General features: G+C 37.5%; 17 protein-coding genes. 4 read left to right on the top strand and 13 right to left on the bottom strand.

From position 1 onward, the window contains the following. The 6 genes from ACFOSX_RS12215 to aroC all read right to left on the bottom strand — a co-directional run bounded on the left by ACFOSX_RS12215 (window position 1) and on the right by aroC (window position 5068). The gene (locus tag ACFOSX_RS12215; RefSeq protein WP_386101486.1) at window positions 1-327 is read right to left on the bottom strand and encodes a hypothetical protein; all 327 of its coding nucleotides are present in this window, start codon (window positions 325-327) and stop codon (window positions 1-3) included. Beyond that, entirely contained in the window at window positions 327-1148 is an 822-nt protein-coding gene (locus ACFOSX_RS12210; RefSeq protein WP_386101483.1) for a sulfurtransferase, read from the bottom strand. The genes ACFOSX_RS12215 and ACFOSX_RS12210 overlap by 1 nt, the downstream gene beginning before the upstream one ends. 5 nt (window positions 1149-1153) lie before the next feature. After that, the gene (gene gshB / locus ACFOSX_RS12205) at window positions 1154-2194 is read right to left on the bottom strand and encodes a glutathione synthase (RefSeq protein ID WP_386101480.1); all 1041 of its coding nucleotides are present in this window, start codon (window positions 2192-2194) and stop codon (window positions 1154-1156) included. Between the two features lie 67 nt (window positions 2195-2261). Next, window positions 2262-3584 (bottom strand): dicarboxylate/amino acid:cation symporter, encoded by a 1323-nt coding sequence (locus tag ACFOSX_RS12200; RefSeq protein ID WP_386101477.1) that lies wholly within the window; start codon window positions 3582-3584, stop codon window positions 2262-2264. 108 nt (window positions 3585-3692) lie between these two features. After that, window positions 3693-3953 carry a hypothetical protein gene (locus ACFOSX_RS12195; RefSeq protein WP_386101474.1) on the bottom strand — a complete coding sequence of 87 codons (261 nt, stop codon included), beginning with the start codon at window positions 3951-3953 and terminating at the stop codon, window positions 3693-3695. 44 nt (window positions 3954-3997) lie between these two features. Next, a complete protein-coding gene (gene aroC, locus ACFOSX_RS12190) occupies window positions 3998-5068 on the bottom strand; it encodes a chorismate synthase (RefSeq protein WP_386101471.1) in 1071 nt (356 codons plus the stop codon). 237 nt (window positions 5069-5305) lie between these two features. Here aroC and ACFOSX_RS12185 point away from each other — a divergent pair, with 237 nt between their 5' ends. Then, window positions 5306-6163: a hypothetical protein gene (locus ACFOSX_RS12185; protein WP_386101468.1), complete on the top strand. Its 858-nt coding sequence runs from the start codon at window positions 5306-5308 to the stop codon at window positions 6161-6163. Window positions 6164-6212: 49 nt separating this feature from the next. Here ACFOSX_RS12185 and ACFOSX_RS12180 read toward each other — a convergent pair whose 3' ends face one another. After that, on the bottom strand, window positions 6213-9131 hold the full coding sequence (locus ACFOSX_RS12180; RefSeq protein WP_386101465.1) for an FAD-binding and (Fe-S)-binding domain-containing protein: 2919 nt from the start codon (window positions 9129-9131) through the stop codon (window positions 6213-6215). A 129-nt stretch (window positions 9132-9260) separates the two neighbouring features. On the opposite strand from ACFOSX_RS12180, the gene ACFOSX_RS12175 reads away from it, so the two are divergent. Next, complete coding sequence (locus tag ACFOSX_RS12175; protein WP_386101462.1) at window positions 9261-9746, top strand: hypothetical protein; 486 nt, start codon at window positions 9261-9263, stop codon at window positions 9744-9746. A 69-nt stretch (window positions 9747-9815) separates the two neighbouring features. Here ACFOSX_RS12175 and ACFOSX_RS12170 read toward each other — a convergent pair whose 3' ends face one another. Continuing rightward, window positions 9816-9968 carry a YqaE/Pmp3 family membrane protein gene (locus ACFOSX_RS12170; RefSeq protein ID WP_386101459.1) on the bottom strand — a complete coding sequence of 51 codons (153 nt, stop codon included), beginning with the start codon at window positions 9966-9968 and terminating at the stop codon, window positions 9816-9818. Between the two features lie 191 nt (window positions 9969-10159). On the opposite strand from ACFOSX_RS12170, the gene ACFOSX_RS12165 reads away from it, so the two are divergent. Continuing rightward, entirely contained in the window at window positions 10160-10729 is a 570-nt protein-coding gene (locus tag ACFOSX_RS12165; protein ID WP_386101456.1) for a hypothetical protein, read from the top strand. Here the strand turns inward: ACFOSX_RS12165 and ACFOSX_RS12160 are convergent. The 3 genes from ACFOSX_RS12160 to ACFOSX_RS12150 form a co-directional block, all read right to left on the bottom strand. Next, window positions 10726-12246: a GH3 family domain-containing protein gene (locus tag ACFOSX_RS12160; RefSeq protein ID WP_386101453.1), complete on the bottom strand. Its 1521-nt coding sequence runs from the start codon at window positions 12244-12246 to the stop codon at window positions 10726-10728. The genes ACFOSX_RS12165 and ACFOSX_RS12160 overlap by 4 nt on opposite strands. Window positions 12247-12324: 78 nt before the next feature. Continuing rightward, window positions 12325-13092: a TIGR03915 family putative DNA repair protein gene (locus ACFOSX_RS12155; protein WP_386101450.1), complete on the bottom strand. Its 768-nt coding sequence runs from the start codon at window positions 13090-13092 to the stop codon at window positions 12325-12327. Further along, window positions 13093-14352, bottom strand: a complete 1260-nt coding sequence (locus ACFOSX_RS12150; RefSeq protein ID WP_386101447.1) for a putative DNA modification/repair radical SAM protein — start codon at window positions 14350-14352, stop codon at window positions 13093-13095. Window positions 14353-14534: 182 nt separating this feature from the next. Between ACFOSX_RS12150 and ACFOSX_RS12145 the strand changes: the two genes are divergently transcribed. Then, entirely contained in the window at window positions 14535-15602 is a 1068-nt protein-coding gene (locus tag ACFOSX_RS12145) for an endonuclease/exonuclease/phosphatase family protein (protein WP_386101444.1), read from the top strand. 3 nt (window positions 15603-15605) lie between these two features. Here ACFOSX_RS12145 and bshA read toward each other — a convergent pair whose 3' ends face one another. Together bshA and ACFOSX_RS12135 are read right to left on the bottom strand one after the other, a co-directional pair. Further along, window positions 15606-16748, bottom strand: a complete 1143-nt coding sequence (gene bshA / locus ACFOSX_RS12140; RefSeq protein WP_386101441.1) for an N-acetyl-alpha-D-glucosaminyl L-malate synthase BshA — start codon at window positions 16746-16748, stop codon at window positions 15606-15608. A gap of 99 nt (window positions 16749-16847) precedes the next feature. Next, the gene (locus tag ACFOSX_RS12135) at window positions 16848-19769 is read right to left on the bottom strand and encodes a glycoside hydrolase family 3 N-terminal domain-containing protein (RefSeq protein ID WP_386101438.1); all 2922 of its coding nucleotides are present in this window, start codon (window positions 19767-19769) and stop codon (window positions 16848-16850) included. Window positions 19770-19813: the final 44 nt, after the last annotated feature.

Here is a 19813-nt window from a genome sequence, read left to right as displayed (position 1 = left end):
TTATTTCAATAAGTTATTAAGTGACCGTAAGAGTTGTTGTTCATTAAGCGTGAATTCGCCATCTGAAAAAAGTAAAGCTTTTATTTCAGCCAAAAGAATATTACTGTCTTCTTTAGAAAAATTGTGCGCTTCCATACCAGCCATAATCTTCTGAATGCTTTGATAGTCGTTATCGGCATCAAACTCATCATGGATTTTTTGAAAGGTTTGCATATCGACTTTTGAAATGATCACATTTCGCTCGTGGTTATCTTCCTTAAAATCGGAATGTGCGGCGTACAAAAGTACGTAAGCTACAAGTTCATCTTTAGTCCAATTGGTTTCCATTATTGTTCTGTTAATGTACTGTATTCTGTCCAAGACCCATCATAAACTATGACGTCATCGTAACCTGCTATAGTCGCTCCGAGCGCTAAAATACAGGCGGTAATACCACTGCCACAGCTGGTGACTATGATTATTCCATCTTCTACAATACCGTTAAAGATAACTTCCAATTCTGACTTGGATTTCATTCTGTTGCCCTCAAGCAAATTGCTATATGGCAAATTGAAGGATTTTGGGATTGTACCACTTCTTAAACCTTTTCTTGGTTCGGGAACATCGCCATTAAATCGAGCTTCAGGACGTGCATCCAATAATCTGGATTCTGGATTTAAAGTGTGTTCTAAAATACCTTCGAAATCCGTGAATTTTTCTGTATTGACTTTAGCTTCAAAATTTCCTATTTCAGAATCTGAATTTATATTCTCAGTCGTTTCACTACCGTTCGATTCCCATTCAGGTAACCCACCGTCTAAAACCGCTACGTTGGTATGTCCAAAATGTTTAAAAAGCCAAAATGCACGTGGTGCTGAATACATACCATGTCTGTCATAGCAAACGATTAAGCTATCTTTATTGATTCCTAGAGCTTGAGCTTCTTTTTCGAATTGATTGACACTTGGCAAGGTATTCGGGAAATCCGAATCTTGTGCACTGAATTTTTTCTTTATATCAAAAAATCGTGCGCCAGGAATATATCTGGCTGGTTCTAGCAAACAGCCTGAGACTTTTGGAATTGTAGCATCCAAGACAACTAAATGTTTTACCTTAAGATTGGATTTTAACCAATCAACGGATACCAAAGGCGTCTCTAATTTTTTCATAACGGTTATGCGTCTTCAACTGTTTTTCGCAGTCTTGTGCGACGGTCAAACGCTTGTAATTGATCCAAAACTTTACTTTCTAAAAAGTCAATGACCTTTTCTTCAATGCGGTATTTATTTTTATAAACTTTATTGATATAGGTAATGCCACCTGGAGACATCACGTTTACTTCAACGAGTTTTCCTCCAATTACATCAATCCCTACAAAATAAAGACCGTCTTTTACCAATTTTGGGCCAATCTGTTTGCATAATGCCTTTTCAGACTTAGTTAAGCTGTGTTTTTGTACTGAACCACCCGCAGACACGTTAGATCTGTGGTCATCAGATCCTGGTACACGTTTCATGGCGCCTACAGGTTCTCCGTTTAATAATAATATCCGCACATCGCCTTGGTCTGCACCTTCAATATAATCCTGAAGAATAACGTAATTCGAATCACCATCACCAGTCGATGAGATGTAGAAATCCAATAAGGAATTTATATTGTTCATCGCTGATTTTTCGATCAAAATCACACCTGAACCCCCGAAACCATTCAAAGGTTTCAGAATCATTTTATCTGATTTAGATTCTTTAATCTGCTCTATGAGATAGTCCTTATTTTTTGAAACATGTGTATTTGGAATGATGTTGCTATGTGCATCACCAAAAGCAGCGGTATATAATTTGTTGTTTGCCTCTCGCATGCCTTGAAGCGAATTCACAATAAAAACATCATCTTTAACCGAATCTAAAAAGTTCAGCATTATAGGGTCTAATGGCGGATTGGCTCTAAAGAAAATAGCGTCGAAACCTGCGAGAGGTAGCATTTCATCTCGAAGTTGTGCTTTATTATAAAATGACTTTAAGGTGGATGGTACTTTTTCCATACGACCAATCACTTTGCAAAACGCATTGGTCACACTGTCTCTAATGGTAAGGTTTGCAGGCGTACACATGGCAACGCCATGACCTCGTTTTGCACATTCTTTAATTAGCGCTAAACTGGTGTCATTTTCTGGGTCGATATCCTCCCAAGGATACATGATAAAACAAATATTCATGGTAAATGGTTAGTTTTTAATGTTTAATTACCTCTAAAAGATATGAACTTAAAAGCGCTTATTAAAATTATTTTACAGCGTCATAATTATCGTCCCATTCTTTGGGTTTTGGTTCGTGAAGTTTATCCAAAGATTTTGCAACAATCATAGATACAGTAGCATCACCCGTAACGTTTACCACAGTTCTACACATATCTAACGGACGATCTACCGCAAAAATCAATGCCAATCCAATTGGTAATAATTCCGCTGGAAAACCAATAGATTCCAAAACAATAACTAACATTACCATCCCGGCACTAGGAACAGCAGCACTTCCTATTGAAGCTAACAACGCAGTACCTACAATAATCAATTGATTAGTAAAGGTTAAACCTTCTGGCCAAATCACTTGCATAATAAATACGGCAGCAATGCCTTGATACAAACTGGTACCATCCATATTCACAGTTGCTCCAACCGGCAGTACAAAGCCTGAAACTTCTTTATCCACACCTAAATGCTCTTCTACCCGTTCCATAGTTACCGGCAAAGTTGCTGCGCTAGAACTTGTTGAAAATGCTAATAGTTGCGCAGGGCTAATTCTATTTAAAAACCATAGTGGCGATTTGCCGGTTAGCATTTTTACCAAGATGAGATAGAACCCAATCATTAAAATTAAGCCGCCCACAACGCATAACGCATATTGAAGTAATTTCAGCAAAATCTCAGTATCATCGAAAGCGATAATTACGTTTGCCAATAAAGCGAAAACAGCATATGGCGCGAAAAGCATGATGAGATCCACCATTTTCATCACCACTTCATTAAGCGAATCAAAAATGTCAATCATTGGTTTTGCTTTCTTTTCGCCTATCAGTAACAAACAAATACCTACAAACAGGGCAAAGAAAATAACTTGAAGCATCTTGGCTTCGCCCATAGCTTCAAATATATTACTTGGGAAAATATCTACTAAGGCCTGCAATGGCCCGGCTTCTCTTTGGGATGATGCTTTTACTAATTTATCTGTGACCCCGGCATCGCTTTCGTAGCGTAGTTTAATCTTTTCTATGGTATCTTGAGGCATGCCTGCACCAGGTTTAACAATATTTACGATGGAAAGACCAATAACAATAGCAACCACTGTCGTGCCCACATAAATTAAAATTGTACGAAGCCCCATGGATTTTATTTTGGAGATATCCTTTAAATCGGAAATACCTTTTATCAGCGAAGCCAAAATCAACGGTACTGCAATCAATTTCAATAAATTGATAAATATCGTCCCAAATGGTGCAATCCAATCCCTAACGAATCCTTGTTGCTCGTAGGCATTCAAAATAAAGCCAAAAATGATTCCGAGAACCATCCCAATGATAATCTTCCAGTGTAATGCTAGTTTTTTCATATCCATTCCCCGAGACATCGGGGATATATTTTAGTTCAACTTTTCCAGCATACCGATGTTTTGGTTGCGGGAATCTTATTGTTATTTTTATTCAAGTGATTTTATACCCTACCAATTAATAATAATTACTATTAACAAGAAAACAAAAATGTATAAAAAGCATCCGTAGCTTCTTGCCTGTTGGGCTTCTTTATATTTTTGATGAAATCCAAACTTCTTAAAACGTTCTTCTTCCGTTTCATTAAATGTATTAGTGTCTAATCCAATTCGGTTTGTAGAATAAAAGGGGGAAAATAAAAATGTTAACCATTCCTCTTTTGTTAAAGACGCATTGCTTCTTTCCTTTTTATTCCTTTCTTCTAAATCCAACGACAACTAAATTTTTATATGAGATTCCTAACTTCTCAGCTATATTACCAATCCTTTGTCTCCTGTCGTCGTAACAACACATAATCAGCCATAACCAAAGCCGCCATAGCTTCTACAATCGGTACGGCGCGCGGAACCACACAAGGATCATGGCGACCTTTACCCTGCATTTCAATGATGTCGCCGTCACTATTTAAGGCGTCTTGTTTTTGAAGCACGGTAGCGACTGGCTTAAAAGCAACCCTAAAATATATATCCATGCCATTGCTTATACCACCTTGTACGCCTCCCGAAAGATTCGTCTTGGTGGTGCCGTCATCATTAAACAAATCGTTGTGCTCACTACCTTTCATTCTGGCGCCACAGAAACCGCTACCGTATTCAAAACCTTTAACGGCATTGATGGATAGCATGGCTTTGCCTAATTCAGCATGGAGCTTATCAAACACAGGTTCGCCCAATCCTACTGGTACGTTTTGTATCACACAGGTAATTGTGCCACCAACGGTATCGCCTTGTTTTTTTATCTCTTGGACTTTAGAAATCATTTTTTCGGCTGTAGCGTCATCCGGACAACGAATAGCATTAGTCTCTGTTTTACTGAAATCTAAATCCTGATAAGGTTTCTCACAAAATATATCGCCTACCGAAGACGTATAAGCATTGATTTTTAACTCGGAAAGCATCTGCTTTGCTATCGCGCCTGCGACAACACGACATGCGGTTTCGCGAGCAGAGCTTCGTCCACCACCTCTATAGTCGCGACGTCCGTATTTCTTTTCATACGTGTAATCCGCATGACTAGGTCGATATACATCTTTTATGTGGGAGTAGTCCTTTGACTTTTGATTGGTGTTATGAATGACGAAACCAATAGGGGTTCCTGTAGTTTGACCTTCAAATATTCCGGAGTAAAATTCGACTTCGTCCGCTTCTTTGCGTTGGGTTACGATTTTGGATTGACCTGGTTTACGGCGGTTCATTTCGTTCTGAATGGCTTCAAAATCAATTGTAATCCCAGCAGGACAACCATCTATAATACCGCCAATAGCTTTGCCATGCGATTCGCCAAAAGTGATTAACTTGAATAATTTTCCGAAGGAATTTCCGGCCATACATCTATTTTTACGCTAATGTAATTGGTTTATTACAGAATTGAAAGTGACAACTTATAATCTTGACTTAATACCTATATATTATTCAGAATTATGGTGATTTCAATATTGAATTAAATGGCTTATCATTAAGTTTAATGTAATAACCAACTGTGGTTTACGTTAACATATTTAGTCATACGGTTAAAGCCATTTAATGGCAATACTGTATTTTTGAATCAATTAAAAAAACAAATCATGAAAATTAAGTACCTACTACCTATACTATGTTTATCCATAGTCGCTGTGTCTTGCTCTGGGAGCGATGATAATGACGGCCCACAAGAGCCGGTTGAAGCAAACTACTATCCTTCTGAAGCATCAAACACTTGGTTCTATAATGTAGAAAATGAAAGCACTACAAATCCGGAAGTTAATTTTTCAGAATCAGATTTAGTGACTATCGCTTCATCTAATGGTGGTTCTTTTACCATTGACGTTAATAATGATGCGGCACCATCTTATGGTCTTATGAATTCCATATTAAACACCGGAACTATTACGAGAGGTGCTTCTACCTTAAGTTTAAACGGAAGCCTTCCTATCCCTTTGGAATTAGATGGTTTAACAACAACTGACATTGTTTTATCTAACTTTGTTTTATATGACTTAAATGTTGGAAATAACTCACAACTAGCTGCGACCAATGGTGTTATCAATGAAACGGTAAATGTTGATGGTACAGATATACCCTTGACGGCAACGTATACTATAACAAACACGAGACGCTCAGATCTTAATTCATTAACAGTTGATGGTGAATCGTTCAGTAATGTTATCGTTACTGATATCGTTTTAAATCTTGAAATAACTGCAACAGTAAATGTACTTGGTAATCCAACAACGCAGACCCTATTGGTAGCCCAAGATGTTTTGACTATTAGAAATTATTTTGCACAAGATGTAGGTTTAATTAAATCTGAAGCCGACCAGTCTTACGAGCTTAATCAGGAGTTGATTACTTTATTAGAACTTGGAGGTTTAACAATAGATTTTCCAACAGAATTATCTGTAAGTAACACGCAAGATTTAGATAGTTATTCCGTAGGAAACTAAAAAATTGAACTATTATAATTAAGCGCGAATCTTTAGATATCGCGCTTTTTTATTTCAAAGCTTGTCTCAAAATTGAAACGGGATGCAACGCCACTCTATCTGTCCCATCTTTAATTTGATGTCTACAACTTGTACCATTCGCTGAAATAATCACAGAGGCATCCGCTTTTTTAATCGCGGGAAACAGCGTCTGGTTACCAATGGCCATACTCACTTCATACTTATCCTTGGTGTAACCGAAGCTTCCCGCCATTCCACAGCAACCACTAGGTATTATGGTTACTTTGTAGTTTGAAGGCAAATTCAAAACATCAAAACTCGATTTTTGATTACCCAATGCCTTTTGATGGCAATGGCCGTGGAATTTTACCTTTTTTGATTCGTCGGTAAACTGGTCGGCTGTAATATTTCCGTTTTCAATCTCTTGAGCTAAAAAGTCTTCAACCAGCATCATTATTTCTGAAAGTGCATTCGCAGAATCCTTATCCTCTACCAATCTCGGATATTCATCTTTAAAACTAAGGATTGCTGACGGCTCTATGCCAACCAATACATCGTTTTCACTGAGAAGAACGCTTAATTCCGACACATTAGTCTCCGCAATGGCCTTAGCTTCTTGTAAGAATCCTTTGGAGAGTTGTGCCCTTCCACTTTCCAAATGAGTAATAGGATTTACAGAATAGCCTAAAGCAGTTAGAAGTTCATAAGCATCTTGTGCAATTTCGGACTCTAAATAGTTAGTAAACTCATCGACAAAAAGATATATGGTGCGTTCTGAAGCTTGAGTTGAACTCTGTTTAATTTTGAAAGACTTTGAAATTCTTGGTAAACTTCGTTTGGGATGAATACCAAAGAAAGATTTAATCATTCCTGAAGTGACTTTATTTGAAAACATAAAATTACTCAGTCCGGAAAATTTAGAAGCCAAACGATTGTACTTCGTCGCATTGGCAAAAAATCGGTCTTTAAAACCATACCCATTTGCCTCTTGATATTGATACTGAAATTCAGCCTTTAAACTCGCAACGTCAACACTGCTAGGACATTCTGAAGCACAAGCCTTACAACTCAAGCATAAATCGAAAACCTCCTTTAATTCTTCATGATTGAATTTGTTTGCTTTATCGGAGTTGGTTAAATAATCTCGTAATGCGTTTGCTCTCGCTCGTGTGGTATCTTTTTCGTCTTTCGTTGCCCTGTAACTAGGACACATGGTACCACCAAATTCTGGTAATTTTCTGCAATCACCAGAGCCATTACATTTCTCTGCTTCACGCAGAATCCCTTCGGACTTTGAAAAATCTAGAAGTGTTTCAATTTGAGGTTCTTCTCTATTGGGTTGATACCTCAAATTTTTATCCATAGGAAGCGCATCGATAATTTTCCCTGGATTCATGATGTTGTTCGGGTCGAACGTTGTCTTTATTCGTTTTAGAATTTCAAAATTCTCTTGACCAATCATCGTTGGAATAAATTCAGAACGTACAATACCATCACCATGTTCACCAGACATAGCGCCGTTGTACTTCTTTGCCAAGTATGCAACATCTGATGTTATTTGCCTAAAACCTGAAACATCCTGCCCGTCCTTCAAATTTAAAATGGGACGCAAATGGATTTCGCCAGCTCCGGCATGTGCATAATACACTGGGTTTTGGTTGTAGCCCTTCATCAGTTCGGCAAATTCATCAATAAATTGGGCTAGTTTGTCCAGTGGTACTGCGGTATCTTCAATACACGCCACCGCCTTTTTATCACCAATCATATTGCCCAAAAGCCCAAGTCCTGCTTTACGTAATTCAAACGCTTTATCGATATCGCTACTTCTTAAGGTTGGGAAATGGTAGGCTAAATCTTGTTCTTTAATGGTTTTGGTAAACGTTTCAATCTGTTCCTCTAAACCTTCTTCATTATGGTCACGTAATTCGCAAAGCAATATGGCCGTAGGATTGCCTTCTACAAAAAACCGATTGGCTTGCTGTGTTTTGTTATGCTTGGTGAGGTTTAAAATGGTATCGTCCATCATTTCACACATGTACAAATCGTGTTGCATCAAACCTTCAACCGCATGCATACAGTCTGAAATGGATTTAAAATGAAGCGCCAACATCGCCGAATGTTCTGGTGGCATGTCATCTAATTGCAACGTGATTTCTGTGGTAAAGGCCAAAGTCCCTTCACTTCCAGATAATAATTGACAAAGATTGAAATCAGCTCCCGATTGTTCAAAAGGCTTCAATTTAATGAGTTCATCGATAGCATAGCCGTTATTTCTGCGATGTACCGAGGCATCAGGAAACTCCTTTTTTATATTATCCTGGACAGCTTCTGGCGTTAATTCAGTTTGAACTGTTTTGTAGATAGCACCTTCTAACGTATTCAGATTGCATTTTTCTTCAAATTCTGAAGAATTAATTGATTTAAAAGTAGTTTCACTCCCATCACTCAAAATCGTTTTTAGTTGTAGAACCTTATCACGCGTTACACCGTATTTAATGGATGTTGTCCCTGACGAATTATTACCTACCATACCACCAATCATACATCGGTTAGAGGTTGAGGTATTTGGTCCAAAAAACAAACCATAGGGCTCTAGATAATTGTTTAACTCATCACGTACCACACCAGGTTGAAGGGTAACCGTTTTAGCTTCTCTATCTACCGCTATAATTTTTGTAAAGTATTTTGAGACATCGACTACAATGCCATCACCGACGCATTGACCTGCTAGGGATGTTCCTGCAGTTCTGGGTATGATACTCAACTGATGCTTTGTGGCAAAGGCAATGATTGATTTTATGTCTTCAGACGTCTTGGGATAGGCAACTGCTTTAGGAATTATCTTATATACAGAAGCGTCTGTAGCGTAAATTCGCCTGTGCAAATCATCAAAAAACAAGTCACCTGTTAATGCTTGTTTTAATTGATTAAGGTCTAAATCGTCTAATTTTGGCTTTTGGGTTAACAATCTTATGAAGTGGATTATTATTCAGAACCAAAATAAAAGCTTTACATTCAATTTTGCTATAAATTTGGCGTTAAATAGATAGGGCTTTGGCCTTTCATTTTATCAATCTAACTTTTAAATTTAAAAATTATGAAAAAATTAATGCTTATAGCAATTGCCTTCATTGGCTTTACAGCAGTATCTAATGCTCAACTTATAGCAGACAACGCTATAGGTCTTCGTCTAGGCGATAGTGATGGTTTTGGTGCAGAAATCTCTTACCAAAGAGCCTTAGGTGACAATAATAGATTAGAGCTAGATTTAGGTCTTAGAAGCGGAAATCGCTATGATGGCTTTAAATTAGCAGGTCTTTACCAATGGGTATGGAACATAGACGGTGGCTTTAACTGGTACGCTGGTGTCGGTGGTGGTGTTGGTGCTTATGAGTACGATAGCCCTTTTGACAATGGTGATGATAGCGAAACTTTTATTTTCGCCGCTGGTGATATAGGAATTGAGTACAATTTTGACATTCCATTAATGCTATCTTTAGATGCACGTCCAGAATTTGGATTTGGAGATTTCAATGATGATTTAGACTTTGATATCGCTTTAGGTATTAGATATCAGTTCTAATTACGAGATATAACTAATTAGAAAAGCCATCCGTTCGGATGGCTTTTTTGTTGCTCTAAAATTAAAAGTTTATGAGTTTACAATAAAAGCGTGAATCACTCCTGGAATCCAAGCTAATAAAGTCAATAGCAAGCTGATGACAAAAGTTGTTCCTATTCCGTGTTGCATTGCTACCGCTAATGGTGGTAATAAAATATTTAAAATGATGGTTAATAATGACATGTTTTTCAATTTAAGTTTATAATACAATCTATTTGTATTTCATCTCAAATTACAAACATTCAAAGTGTTCTATTTGTCCTAATCAATAAAGCTTTTGTTCTATCGGAGCCCGACATAAATGCCTTGGATTTTATACTAATTTTAGCATCTCATTTTTGTGTCCATCTTGGCTTTTTCTTATCTTATAAACTATGACAAACAATAATAACCACATTCACGATATACCAGAATCCGTAAGGCCAGAAATTGAAAAGGCCTTGTCTTATTACCCGCAGTTAAAGGATGTTCCAATTCGATTTTTATTTAAGAAGAATATTAAGAAATCTACCATGCAGGCACAACCGACTTGGGGTAGTTTTTTTAAACCACGGTCATCTCGAAGCTATATCATCTTGATGTCTGAACGTTTTAAGATTTCAGGAAAATCATTTAAAACAAAGGATATTCCATCGGATATATTTATCGGTTGGATTGGCCATGAGTTGGGTCATGTTATGGATTATCAAAACCGAAGTAATTGGAATCTTATTGATTTCGGTGTTAGGTATCTTTTATTCGAATCCCACATCGTTGAAGCAGAACGTACTGCCGACAGTTATGCCATTCAACAAGGCATGGAAGACTATATATTAAAAACAAAAGATTTTATTTTGAATCACGCCGACATAGACCCCAAATATGTTGAGCGCATTAAAAAATACTACTTATCTCCAGAAGAAATTATGGAACTAGTACAGAATAGAGACACCGTTCTAAGTTAACTGACGAAAGCCTCCCATTCGGCAAACTTATCTTCGCCCATAACACGTTCCATTTTTACTTGCCCTCCTTTTTTCTTATTTTTCCCATTCCAGTCGTGGAATTTACTTGGAGGAACAGTATTTACCTTCACGCCATGAAGTGCTTTAGTACGAGCGACCTTGTAATTTTTATTGGCATTTTTTAGACTGGTATCCAATGCTTCTGACAATGCCTTATTATCTGTATTTTCAGCATCGGTTCCCAAATACCAAAAATGGTAAAATTCATCGTCTTCACCGCGTTTGGCACAAATGGTATACTCTGGAATTTTTATATCAAATTCTTCTTCTAGTTCCCTGATGGCAGTATCCATCTTATTCACGGACAACTGTGAACCTACTGTATTTAAAAAGAACTTTGTACGTCCCGTGATTTTAATTTCAGCACGTTTAACATCTGTAAACTCAATGGTATCCCCAATTAAATAGCGCCAAGCACCACTAACCGTTGATATGATGAGAACATAATCTTGGTCTAGTTCAACATCCCTTAATGTCAAAGCTGGCGCATCCTGTGTTAAACTTCCATCTTCATTAATGTATTCTGGCTTAAACGGTACAAATTCAAAATAGATGCCATTATCCGTATTCAGTTGCATAGCGTCGGTTTCTGGTCGAACTTGTGTAGCGATATAGCCTTCCGAAGCGAGATAGGTATCAATAACGGTAATCGGCTTACCCATCAAGGCATTAAAGCTTTTTTCATAGGGCCCAAAAGCAACTCCTCCTGAAGTATAGACTTGTAAATTTGGCCAAATCTCATGAATGTTATTCAAATTGTGATGTTTAATCACTTCTTGCAACATTAATTCTATCCAAGATGGAATTCCGCTTAATGCACCAATATCCCATTCTTTAGCTCGTTTTACAATGGCTTCTACCCGTTCGTCCCAATCATCTATTTGCGCAATATCTTCTCCAGGCTTATAATAGCTTTTGAACCATGATGGGATATTACTGGCGCTGATGCCACTGATTTCACCTTCTTTATGACTTTCCTTTTCGTCTAAATCCGTAGAACTGCCCAACATCATCATTTCCTTTTCAAAAAAATCTGCTGGTAAATCGAAATTGCTTAGCGCAAAAACTTGTTTTATTCCGGCATCTCTAATGGCAGAAATCATTTCATCCGTAACAGGAATACGTTTACTTGTTTTTCCTGTAGTCCCAGAACTTAGTGCAAAATATGAAGGGCTACCTGGCCAAGTTACATTGGTTTCGCCCTTATGAAGTTTAGACCACCAAGCATCATTTATAGAATTGTAATCAAAATAAGGGACTTGGCGAGCAAAGGCTTCTGAAATATTATCGGCATTTAGAATGCCTTCAAACAAATAATATTTTCCGAATTGCGTATCCTTCGCAGTTTCTAATAATTGTTTCAGTACATTTTCCTGATTTTCAATATGATTGGGTTCACTCGTGAATGAATCCTTTATATCGATTACACCTTTTATTATTGAGCCTAGAATTGCCATGGAATAAATTTTTTCGAAAGGTGTAAAATTCTTAAAGATGATATTAGTCGAATGACACCTTTGTTTGATGCATTTGACCTAAGGTTGCTTTTCGGACAAGTATTTCCAATAGCGTTTGGGCACGTGACGAATATGAAGTTTCATGTTTTTACGCGATTCAATATTTGTGCTATTAAAATAATCTTTCCATAACTGCTGAAAATCCAGTTCCTCTTCGGTAAAAGTTGAAGCATCGGTTTTAGAGACATCCAAGGATTTAGGTAAATCCATAGAGACGATTTCAACTTTTTCAAGATTATAAAACAACCCGAATTGACGTTCCAAATCATAAATTAACCACTGCTGGTCGGCGTAGCGTTTTTCAAAATGTTTTGAAATCAATGGCAAGACATTAAAATCAGGAGTTACGGCAGAAAAATAAATATTGTCCTTGGTGAGTTTGAAACGTACAAAAGCTTCCATACGATGCTTTTCTCGATGAACGGAACGTGCCATTTGAGCCACTTTTAAAACCGCAGAATATGTGAAGTCGTTTTCTATGTTGGTCTTGCTTTTAAAAGCATAAGCAATAGTTTCAAACAATACATTCTCAATATCCTTTTGTTCACTAAGAAAAGTGTAATAAAGTCGACTCCTCCCCTTTTTTGAGAAATACTGCTCTATCCCTTTCCAAACTCTATCCGATTTTTCTTCGTCAGTAATCACGTCATGAATCTCATTAAAAAGATTAACCTCGCCGTGCTTAGGATGGATGAAATCAAATAATGTCAACTTGAGGTCATAGATATCAAACACAGCGGTTAAAAACCCTTCAAAAGAGCCATCGTATTTTAAAGACACAGCCATTTAAAACAAACTCAATTGATTGCTGAAAGTTTTTCGGTATTTGCTAGTAGAATTTTTCAATATTAAATCCTTGATTTGATAGGGCGATAAATCTTTAGAAATGAATTCGCGCGAGTCACAAGTCATAAAATATTGCGCACGATTTAAAGCTACGCCTATCTTTTTGAGATGCTCCCAATTTAATCGTCGGTATTTTCTAGCATTTAAGATTTTGTAAACAGATTTCATTCCCAAACCGGGAATACGAGCCAACATACGTTTGTCCGCAGTATTTACATCTACTGGGAAATGCTCCATATTCCGAAGTGCCCAGCCCAGTTTTGGGTCAATATCCAAATCGAGATTACGATGGTTATCATTAAGGATTTCACTCATTTCAAATCCATAAAAACGCATCAGCCAGTCGGTTTGATATAAACGATTCTCGCGCATCATGGGTACTTCAGTCCCAATTTGAGGTAAACGCGAATCATAAGAAATTGGCACATAGCCTGAATAGTATACCCGCTTCAGGTTATAATTTTTATAAAAATCATCCGAAGTTTTCATAATCTCAAAATCACTTTCATTGGTCGCTCCAATAATCATTTGAGTACTTTGTCCGCCAGGTGCATACTTCGGGGTGCTTTTAATGATTTTCTTTTCCGCCTTAAACTGAATAATTTCATTCTTTACCTTTTCCATTGGTTTAATAAAATCCTTTCGATTTTTATCGGGCGCTAAGAGTTTTAGTCCTTTTTCGGTAGGTATTTCAATATTAACACTTAAGCGGTCTGCGTATAGCCCTGCTTCCCGCATTAACTCATCCGACGCCCCTGGTATTGATTTTAAGTGAATGTAGCCATTGAAATTTTCTTCCAATCGTAATTTTTTGGCCACAGCGACCAAGCGCTCCATGGTATAATCCGCATTTTTGAAAATTCCAGAACTAAGGAAAAGGCCTTCAATATAGTTTCGGCGATAGAAATTGATGGTTAAATCCACCACTTCCTGAACCTTAAAGGCCGCACGTTTTATATCGTTGCTTTTTCGGGTAACGCAATAGGCACAATCGAAAATACAATGATTGGTCAATAAGATCTTTAATAGAGAAACACAACGCCCGTCCTCAGTATAAGAATGACAAATCCCCATACCTGAGGAGTCCCCTAGCCCTTTATTGACATTTCTTCGTTTACTACCGCTAGAGGAACACGAGACATCATACTTGGCAGCATCGGCCAAGATTTTTAGCTTTTCTTGTATACGTTGGAAATTCAATTATTGAGGCGTTATTTGGGGATATTTAATTTAGTCGAAATATAACTAATATTGATAGTAATGATTGCAACAATTTGTAGCAAAAATAAAATTTACTCAATAAAGTTAGCCCATTCGACAAAACGTTTTGCCAGTATAGCCACAACCTGTTATAAAGCTGAAAATATATTATATTTTTCAGAATGGATTCAAAACTAAGAACAGGACTTTTCATTTTTGGCGTTATCGCTATCATCCTCACTTTCATGCCATACATTAGCGCCGACTATTGGTGGGTTAGGATGTTTGATTATCCACATTTACAACTTACGGGTCTGACGTTATTGGCACTTCTCCTTTACTTTATAAAGTTTGATTTTCGTTTTTACGGTGATTATATCTTTGCGGGATTCCTTCTCTTTTGCTTTGTTTGGCAGTTACAGAAGATTTATCCTTACACAGAATTTAGCGACTATGAAGTACTGAATGCTTCATCAAATCCCAAATCTTCATTAAAACTCTATGCCGCGAATGTTCTTCAAAAAAATGAAGATTATGAAAAAGCCATAAAGGATATGCTCAAAGAAGATGCTGACATTATGGTTTTTACTGAAACTAATACCATTTGGCAAAATGAAATCCGAAAGGCGCTTCCTGCATCATATACAGAAAAGGTAGAATATCCGCTAGACAATACTTATGGTATTTTGATGTACTCAAAACTTCCACTTATCAATCCTGAAGTAAAATTTTTAGTGAGTGACAGTGTTCCTTCAATTCATACCAAAGTATCCTTAAAAGACGGAAGCCTTATACAACTCTATTCTATTCACCCAACTCCACCAATGCCTCAGGAAAATCCAACATCAACCGATAGAGATGCGGAAATGATGATGATTGCCAAAAAAAGTTTAGATTCTGACTTACCTGTTATCGTATTGGGCGATTTTAATGACGTTGCCTGGTCGCAAACTTCAAGATTGTTTCAGTCTGTAAGTCGTTTGTCGGATGCGCGGATCGGACGTGGACTTTATAATACTTTTAACGCTAAAAATGTTTTAATGCGCTGGCCTTTGGACCATATATTTATTTCAGATGAGTTTAGAATTAAAAGTCTCTCTTTGGGAGAAGATATAGGGTCAGACCACTTTCCTATGGTGGCCACGCTAAGTTTTGAACCCGATGGCATAGATGAGCAAGGATTGGATAGTCCTACAGAAGCAGAACTAGAGCAAGCCAATACCATAATTCAAAATTTTAAGGAAGATTAAATACTATTTCGAAACCATTAAATATTGCTTCAGGGTGTTTTCATAGAAGGCCTCATACTCTGGAACAATCGCTTGTAAATCAAACTTTAAGGATTGCAGTTTGGCGTTTTCTTTAAATTTTGAAAGTGTCTCAGCATCTTTTAAAATATGAAGCGCATTCTTGGCCATACTGTCTATATCTCCCACATCACTTAAATAACCTGAATAACTGTTGACATTAACTTCAGGTAGACCACCAGCATTTGAAGAAATCACAGGAACACCAGAAGCCATAGCCTCCAAAGCTGCCAAACCAAAACTCTCGGTTTGTGATGGCAACAGGAATAAATCACTAAAACATAAAATGCGGTCAATTTCATTGCTGTTTCCAAAAAAGACCACCTTTTCAGTAATACCTAATTTGTCCACCATTTCTTCTGCAACAATCCTTTCAGGCCCTTCACCGACCATCATGAGCTTTGCAGGAATTTCCTTCTGAACACGGTAGAAAATCTCCACAACATCTGGAATATTCTTTACTTCCCTAAAATTACTTATGTGCGTTAGAATGACTTCGTCATCACTCGCCATCATACTGCGTTGACAGTCCGTAAAGCTATGTTGGTGTTTTTGTATGTCTATAAAATTCGGGATTACCTGAATATCTTGTGTAATATTGAATAGTCTTAAGGTGTCCTTCTTCAAACTTTCAGAAACCGACGTAACAGCATCCGACTTATTAATGCTAAAAGCTACGGCAGGTTTGTAAAATGGGTGACTTCCAACTAAAGTGATATCGGTACCATGAAGTGTAGTAACGATAGGGATTAAAATACCTTCATCTTTCAACATTTGTTGTGCCATGTACGCGGCATAGGCATGAGGAATGGCATAGTGCACATGCAGCAATTCCATACCATGAAACTTCACCATGTCTACTAGTTTGCTGGACAACGCCAATTCATAAGGTTGGTAATGAAATAGTGGATATTCTGGCACATGTACTTCATGAAAATGTAAGTTTGAACTTAGAAGTTCTAGACGTACCGGTTGTTTATAGGTGATAAAATGGATTTGATGACCACGTTTTGAGAGTTCCAATCCGAGTTCTGTAGCCACAACGCCACTTCCTCCAAAGGTTGGATAACAGACAATTCCTATTTTCATGGATTGATTGAAGTTGAATTAGACCCCTAAGTTAAGCAACACACTAATTCTTCAATCTTAAAAATGATGCTTTAATTCTATTTTAACTATTGAAGAAAGTTATTCTATAATGGATTCATAGATAAGTCGCTGAATCTCCGTTCTTACATTTTCACGTAATAACAAGTTTTTACCAGCTACGGGATAGGTTCTGTTGGCTAGAAAAACATATACGATTTCTTCATCAGGGTCCGCCCAGGCATACGTCCCTGTAAAACCTGAATGCCCAAAGCTTTTCATTGATAGACAGCCACAAGTTGGTCCCGAATCACCGAGCTGTGGCTTGTCAAAACCAATACCACGCCTATTATTGTTTTTACAATAATAGCAAAAATTAAACTTATCAATGGTCTCCGCATTTAAATAGCGTTCACCACCATAGAAGCCTTTTTGCAAGTACATCTGCATAATCTTGGCAACATCATTGGCATTACTAAACACACCTGCATGACCGCCAACTCCGTTTTGCATGGCCGCTCCCATGTCATGCACATAACCATGCACTTTTTGGTAGCGGTAGTAATTGTCTATCTCGGTCGGAACGATTTTCTTCAAACTAAATTTATCCCTTGGATTATAAGTGGTATAATTGGCACCGAGTGATTGGTAAAAATGATCCTGAACCAATTCATCCAAACCTTTATCGTAATAATCTTCTATATAATTTTTCAAAATATAATAGGGTAAATCACTATAGCGATAACGTAAACGTGATAATAAATCTGATTCCCGAATAACTTTCTGGATTGAATCTTGGTAATCCTTGCGCATAAAAAGATTATTGGTCACTTCAACTGAATACAAGTCAGACTTTTCTTTACGATAGTATTTTCTTGATGGCATATTGGATACCGTATCCAACGTAGCCGTATAAAATGGCACCCACGGCTTTAAACGTGCATAATGCGATAGCATTTGCTTCAACGTTACATTCGCTTTGTTGGTGTTTTTGAATTTTGGAAGGAGGCTTCCTAGTTTAGAATTGAGCGAAAGCGTTTTTTTTTCCTCCAATTCCATCAAAAGTGGTAAGGTTGCTAGGATTTTGGTAAGCGAAGCAACATCATAGACATCATCGAATTCTACTTTTTTTTTACCCTCGTAGGTATGTTGTCCAAAGTTTTTACTGTAAACTACTTTTCCCTTGCGAGCCACTAATAATTGAATACCTGGCGTCATTTTTAAATCTACTGCACGTTGGGCTACGGAATCTATCTTCGCTAAACGCTTGGAATCGATGCCTACACCTTCTGGCACTCCGTAGCTTAGCCTCAAAATGCTGTTATATCTTAAGCCATCACCTTCATTAAAATGTGGCGCCGTTGATACAGGTAACTTACCTTTAGCACCGACAGCTCCAAAAATAACCTGAGCCGATTTCTGCTGAGCGATTTCCGAGTTTTGATAACTCATAACGATGCCTTCAATATTTTCAATAGTTGACAAATCCATCAAAGCATAAGGCATTGCAAAAACATCTAGGATAACATTATGCTGGCGCGCTATTTCCTGAATCCAGGTTTTATCTTTCGTCGTAAACTTATAGCCTTGCCACGGATTTTCATTCGGCTTATGAAACCCAATAATAACGGTATTATAATTTTGAAGTGACTTTAAAGTCTCTGTTAAACTTTTTGCATCAACTTTGTGAACCTTGGTATACTTTTTCAATTCGTTATAAAATGCCGAGCCATCATCACTTCCTAATTGAACGTAAGCAATTTTTTTAGTTTCTAATTGACGGATTGGAAGTATACCTGATTCGCTTTTCAAAACAGTAATTGCATTTTCCATTAAATCCTCATACAAGGCATCATCAGTAATTCGGTTTAAATCTGTCGCCAAATTAAAGATGTTAATCGGCTTGTAATTATTCAATCCGACTTTGTACTTAGCCATTAATATTTTCTTTACAGAATGAGCTAGTCGCTCTTTTGATATTCTTCCATCTTCAACAGCGTTTCGTATTTTAGTGGCGCCTTTAGCTACATCTACAGACATTAACATAACATCGTTACCTGCCATAAAGGATGCCAAATCAATATCCCCAGTTTCTGCAAAATCGGCCGCACCCTTCATGGTTAAGGCATCCGTAAAGATTAGGCCTTGAAAGCCCAATTTCTCCTTTAGAATGTCGGTGACAATATGTTTTGATAAGGATGAAGGGTAACCCTCACGTGATTCCAAACTCGGTACGTTAAGGTGTGCAACCATTACACTAGATAAGCCTTCGTTTATGAGTTTTCGGTAAGGATATAATTCTACTGAATCGATACGCTTTTCAGAGAAATTAATAGTTGGTAAAGTGTGGTGGGAATCTTTATCCGTATCACCATGACCTGGGAAATGCTTTGCGTTGGCCAAAACACCGGCGCTTTGCATGCCTTTCATAAAGGCTAAGCCTTTTTCGGTAACATTATCTCGGTCTTCCCCAAAAGAGCGATTGCCAATAATAGGGTTCTTAGGGTTTGTGTTAATATCTACAACCGGTGCAAAATTAAAATGCACGCCTAGACGTTTACAGTGCTCTCCGATATACTTGCCTGTCCTTCTGATTAAGTCATTGTCTGAAATAGCGCCCAAAGTCATATTCCAAGGAAACGCATAGGTAGAGTCTAAACGCATGCTCAACCCCCATTCGGCGTCCATTCCAATAAGCAATGGGATTTTTGAAGTATACTGTAAATCGTTATTTAAACGTGCTTGACGATAAGGGCCACCGTTGGTGTAAATAATCCCACCGATGTGTTCGTTCTTAATAAGGTTTACAATCTTAGTTTCGTCTAAATTTTTCTTTTCAGAATATACCTGAACCATAAACAATTGCCCTACTTTTTCTTTAAGGCTCATCTGATTATAAACGCTATCAACCCACTGTTTTTGACCAGCAAGGTCGTCCGCTAGTAAAGGATTATCCAACGGATTGGTTTGGGAGAAACTAATGTGTACGAAAAAATATATAAGAAGTGTTAAGCTATATCGCATTTAGAGGGGTTTTGACATTTACGTATGTATAACGAATACTATGC

The sequence above is a fragment of the Winogradskyella maritima genome, from assembly GCF_042650215.1.
GTDB classification, from domain to species: Bacteria; Bacteroidota; Bacteroidia; order Flavobacteriales; family Flavobacteriaceae; genus Winogradskyella; species Winogradskyella maritima.
Note: the sequence above shows the minus strand (reverse complement) of the source record. Positions and strands in the feature narration are given on the sequence as shown.

Coding starts and splice junctions, on each gene's coding strand:
- gshB (WP_386101480.1), bottom strand. CDS start 2,194: ATGAATATTTGTTTTATCATGTATCCTTGGGAGGATATCGACCCAGAA.
- ACFOSX_RS12200 (WP_386101477.1), bottom strand. CDS start 3,584: ATGAAAAAACTAGCATTACACTGGAAGATTATCATTGGGATGGTTCTC.
- ACFOSX_RS12165 (WP_386101456.1), top strand. CDS start 10,160: ATGACAAACAATAATAACCACATTCACGATATACCAGAATCCGTAAGG.
- ACFOSX_RS12185 (WP_386101468.1), top strand. CDS start 5,306: ATGAAAATTAAGTACCTACTACCTATACTATGTTTATCCATAGTCGCT.
- ACFOSX_RS12175 (WP_386101462.1), top strand. CDS start 9,261: ATGAAAAAATTAATGCTTATAGCAATTGCCTTCATTGGCTTTACAGCA.
- ACFOSX_RS12145 (WP_386101444.1), top strand. CDS start 14,535: ATGGATTCAAAACTAAGAACAGGACTTTTCATTTTTGGCGTTATCGCT.
- bshA (WP_386101441.1), bottom strand. CDS start 16,748: ATGAAAATAGGAATTGTCTGTTATCCAACCTTTGGAGGAAGTGGCGTT.
- ACFOSX_RS12215 (WP_386101486.1), bottom strand. CDS start 327: ATGGAAACCAATTGGACTAAAGATGAACTTGTAGCTTACGTACTTTTG.
- aroC (WP_386101471.1), bottom strand. CDS start 5,068: ATGGCCGGAAATTCCTTCGGAAAATTATTCAAGTTAATCACTTTTGGC.
- ACFOSX_RS12160 (WP_386101453.1), bottom strand. CDS start 12,246: ATGGCAATTCTAGGCTCAATAATAAAAGGTGTAATCGATATAAAGGAT.
- ACFOSX_RS12135 (WP_386101438.1), bottom strand. CDS start 19,769: ATGCGATATAGCTTAACACTTCTTATATATTTTTTCGTACACATTAGT.
- ACFOSX_RS12155 (WP_386101450.1), bottom strand. CDS start 13,092: ATGGCTGTGTCTTTAAAATACGATGGCTCTTTTGAAGGGTTTTTAACC.
- ACFOSX_RS12210 (WP_386101483.1), bottom strand. CDS start 1,148: ATGAAAAAATTAGAGACGCCTTTGGTATCCGTTGATTGGTTAAAATCC.
- ACFOSX_RS12170 (WP_386101459.1), bottom strand. CDS start 9,968: ATGTCATTATTAACCATCATTTTAAATATTTTATTACCACCATTAGCG.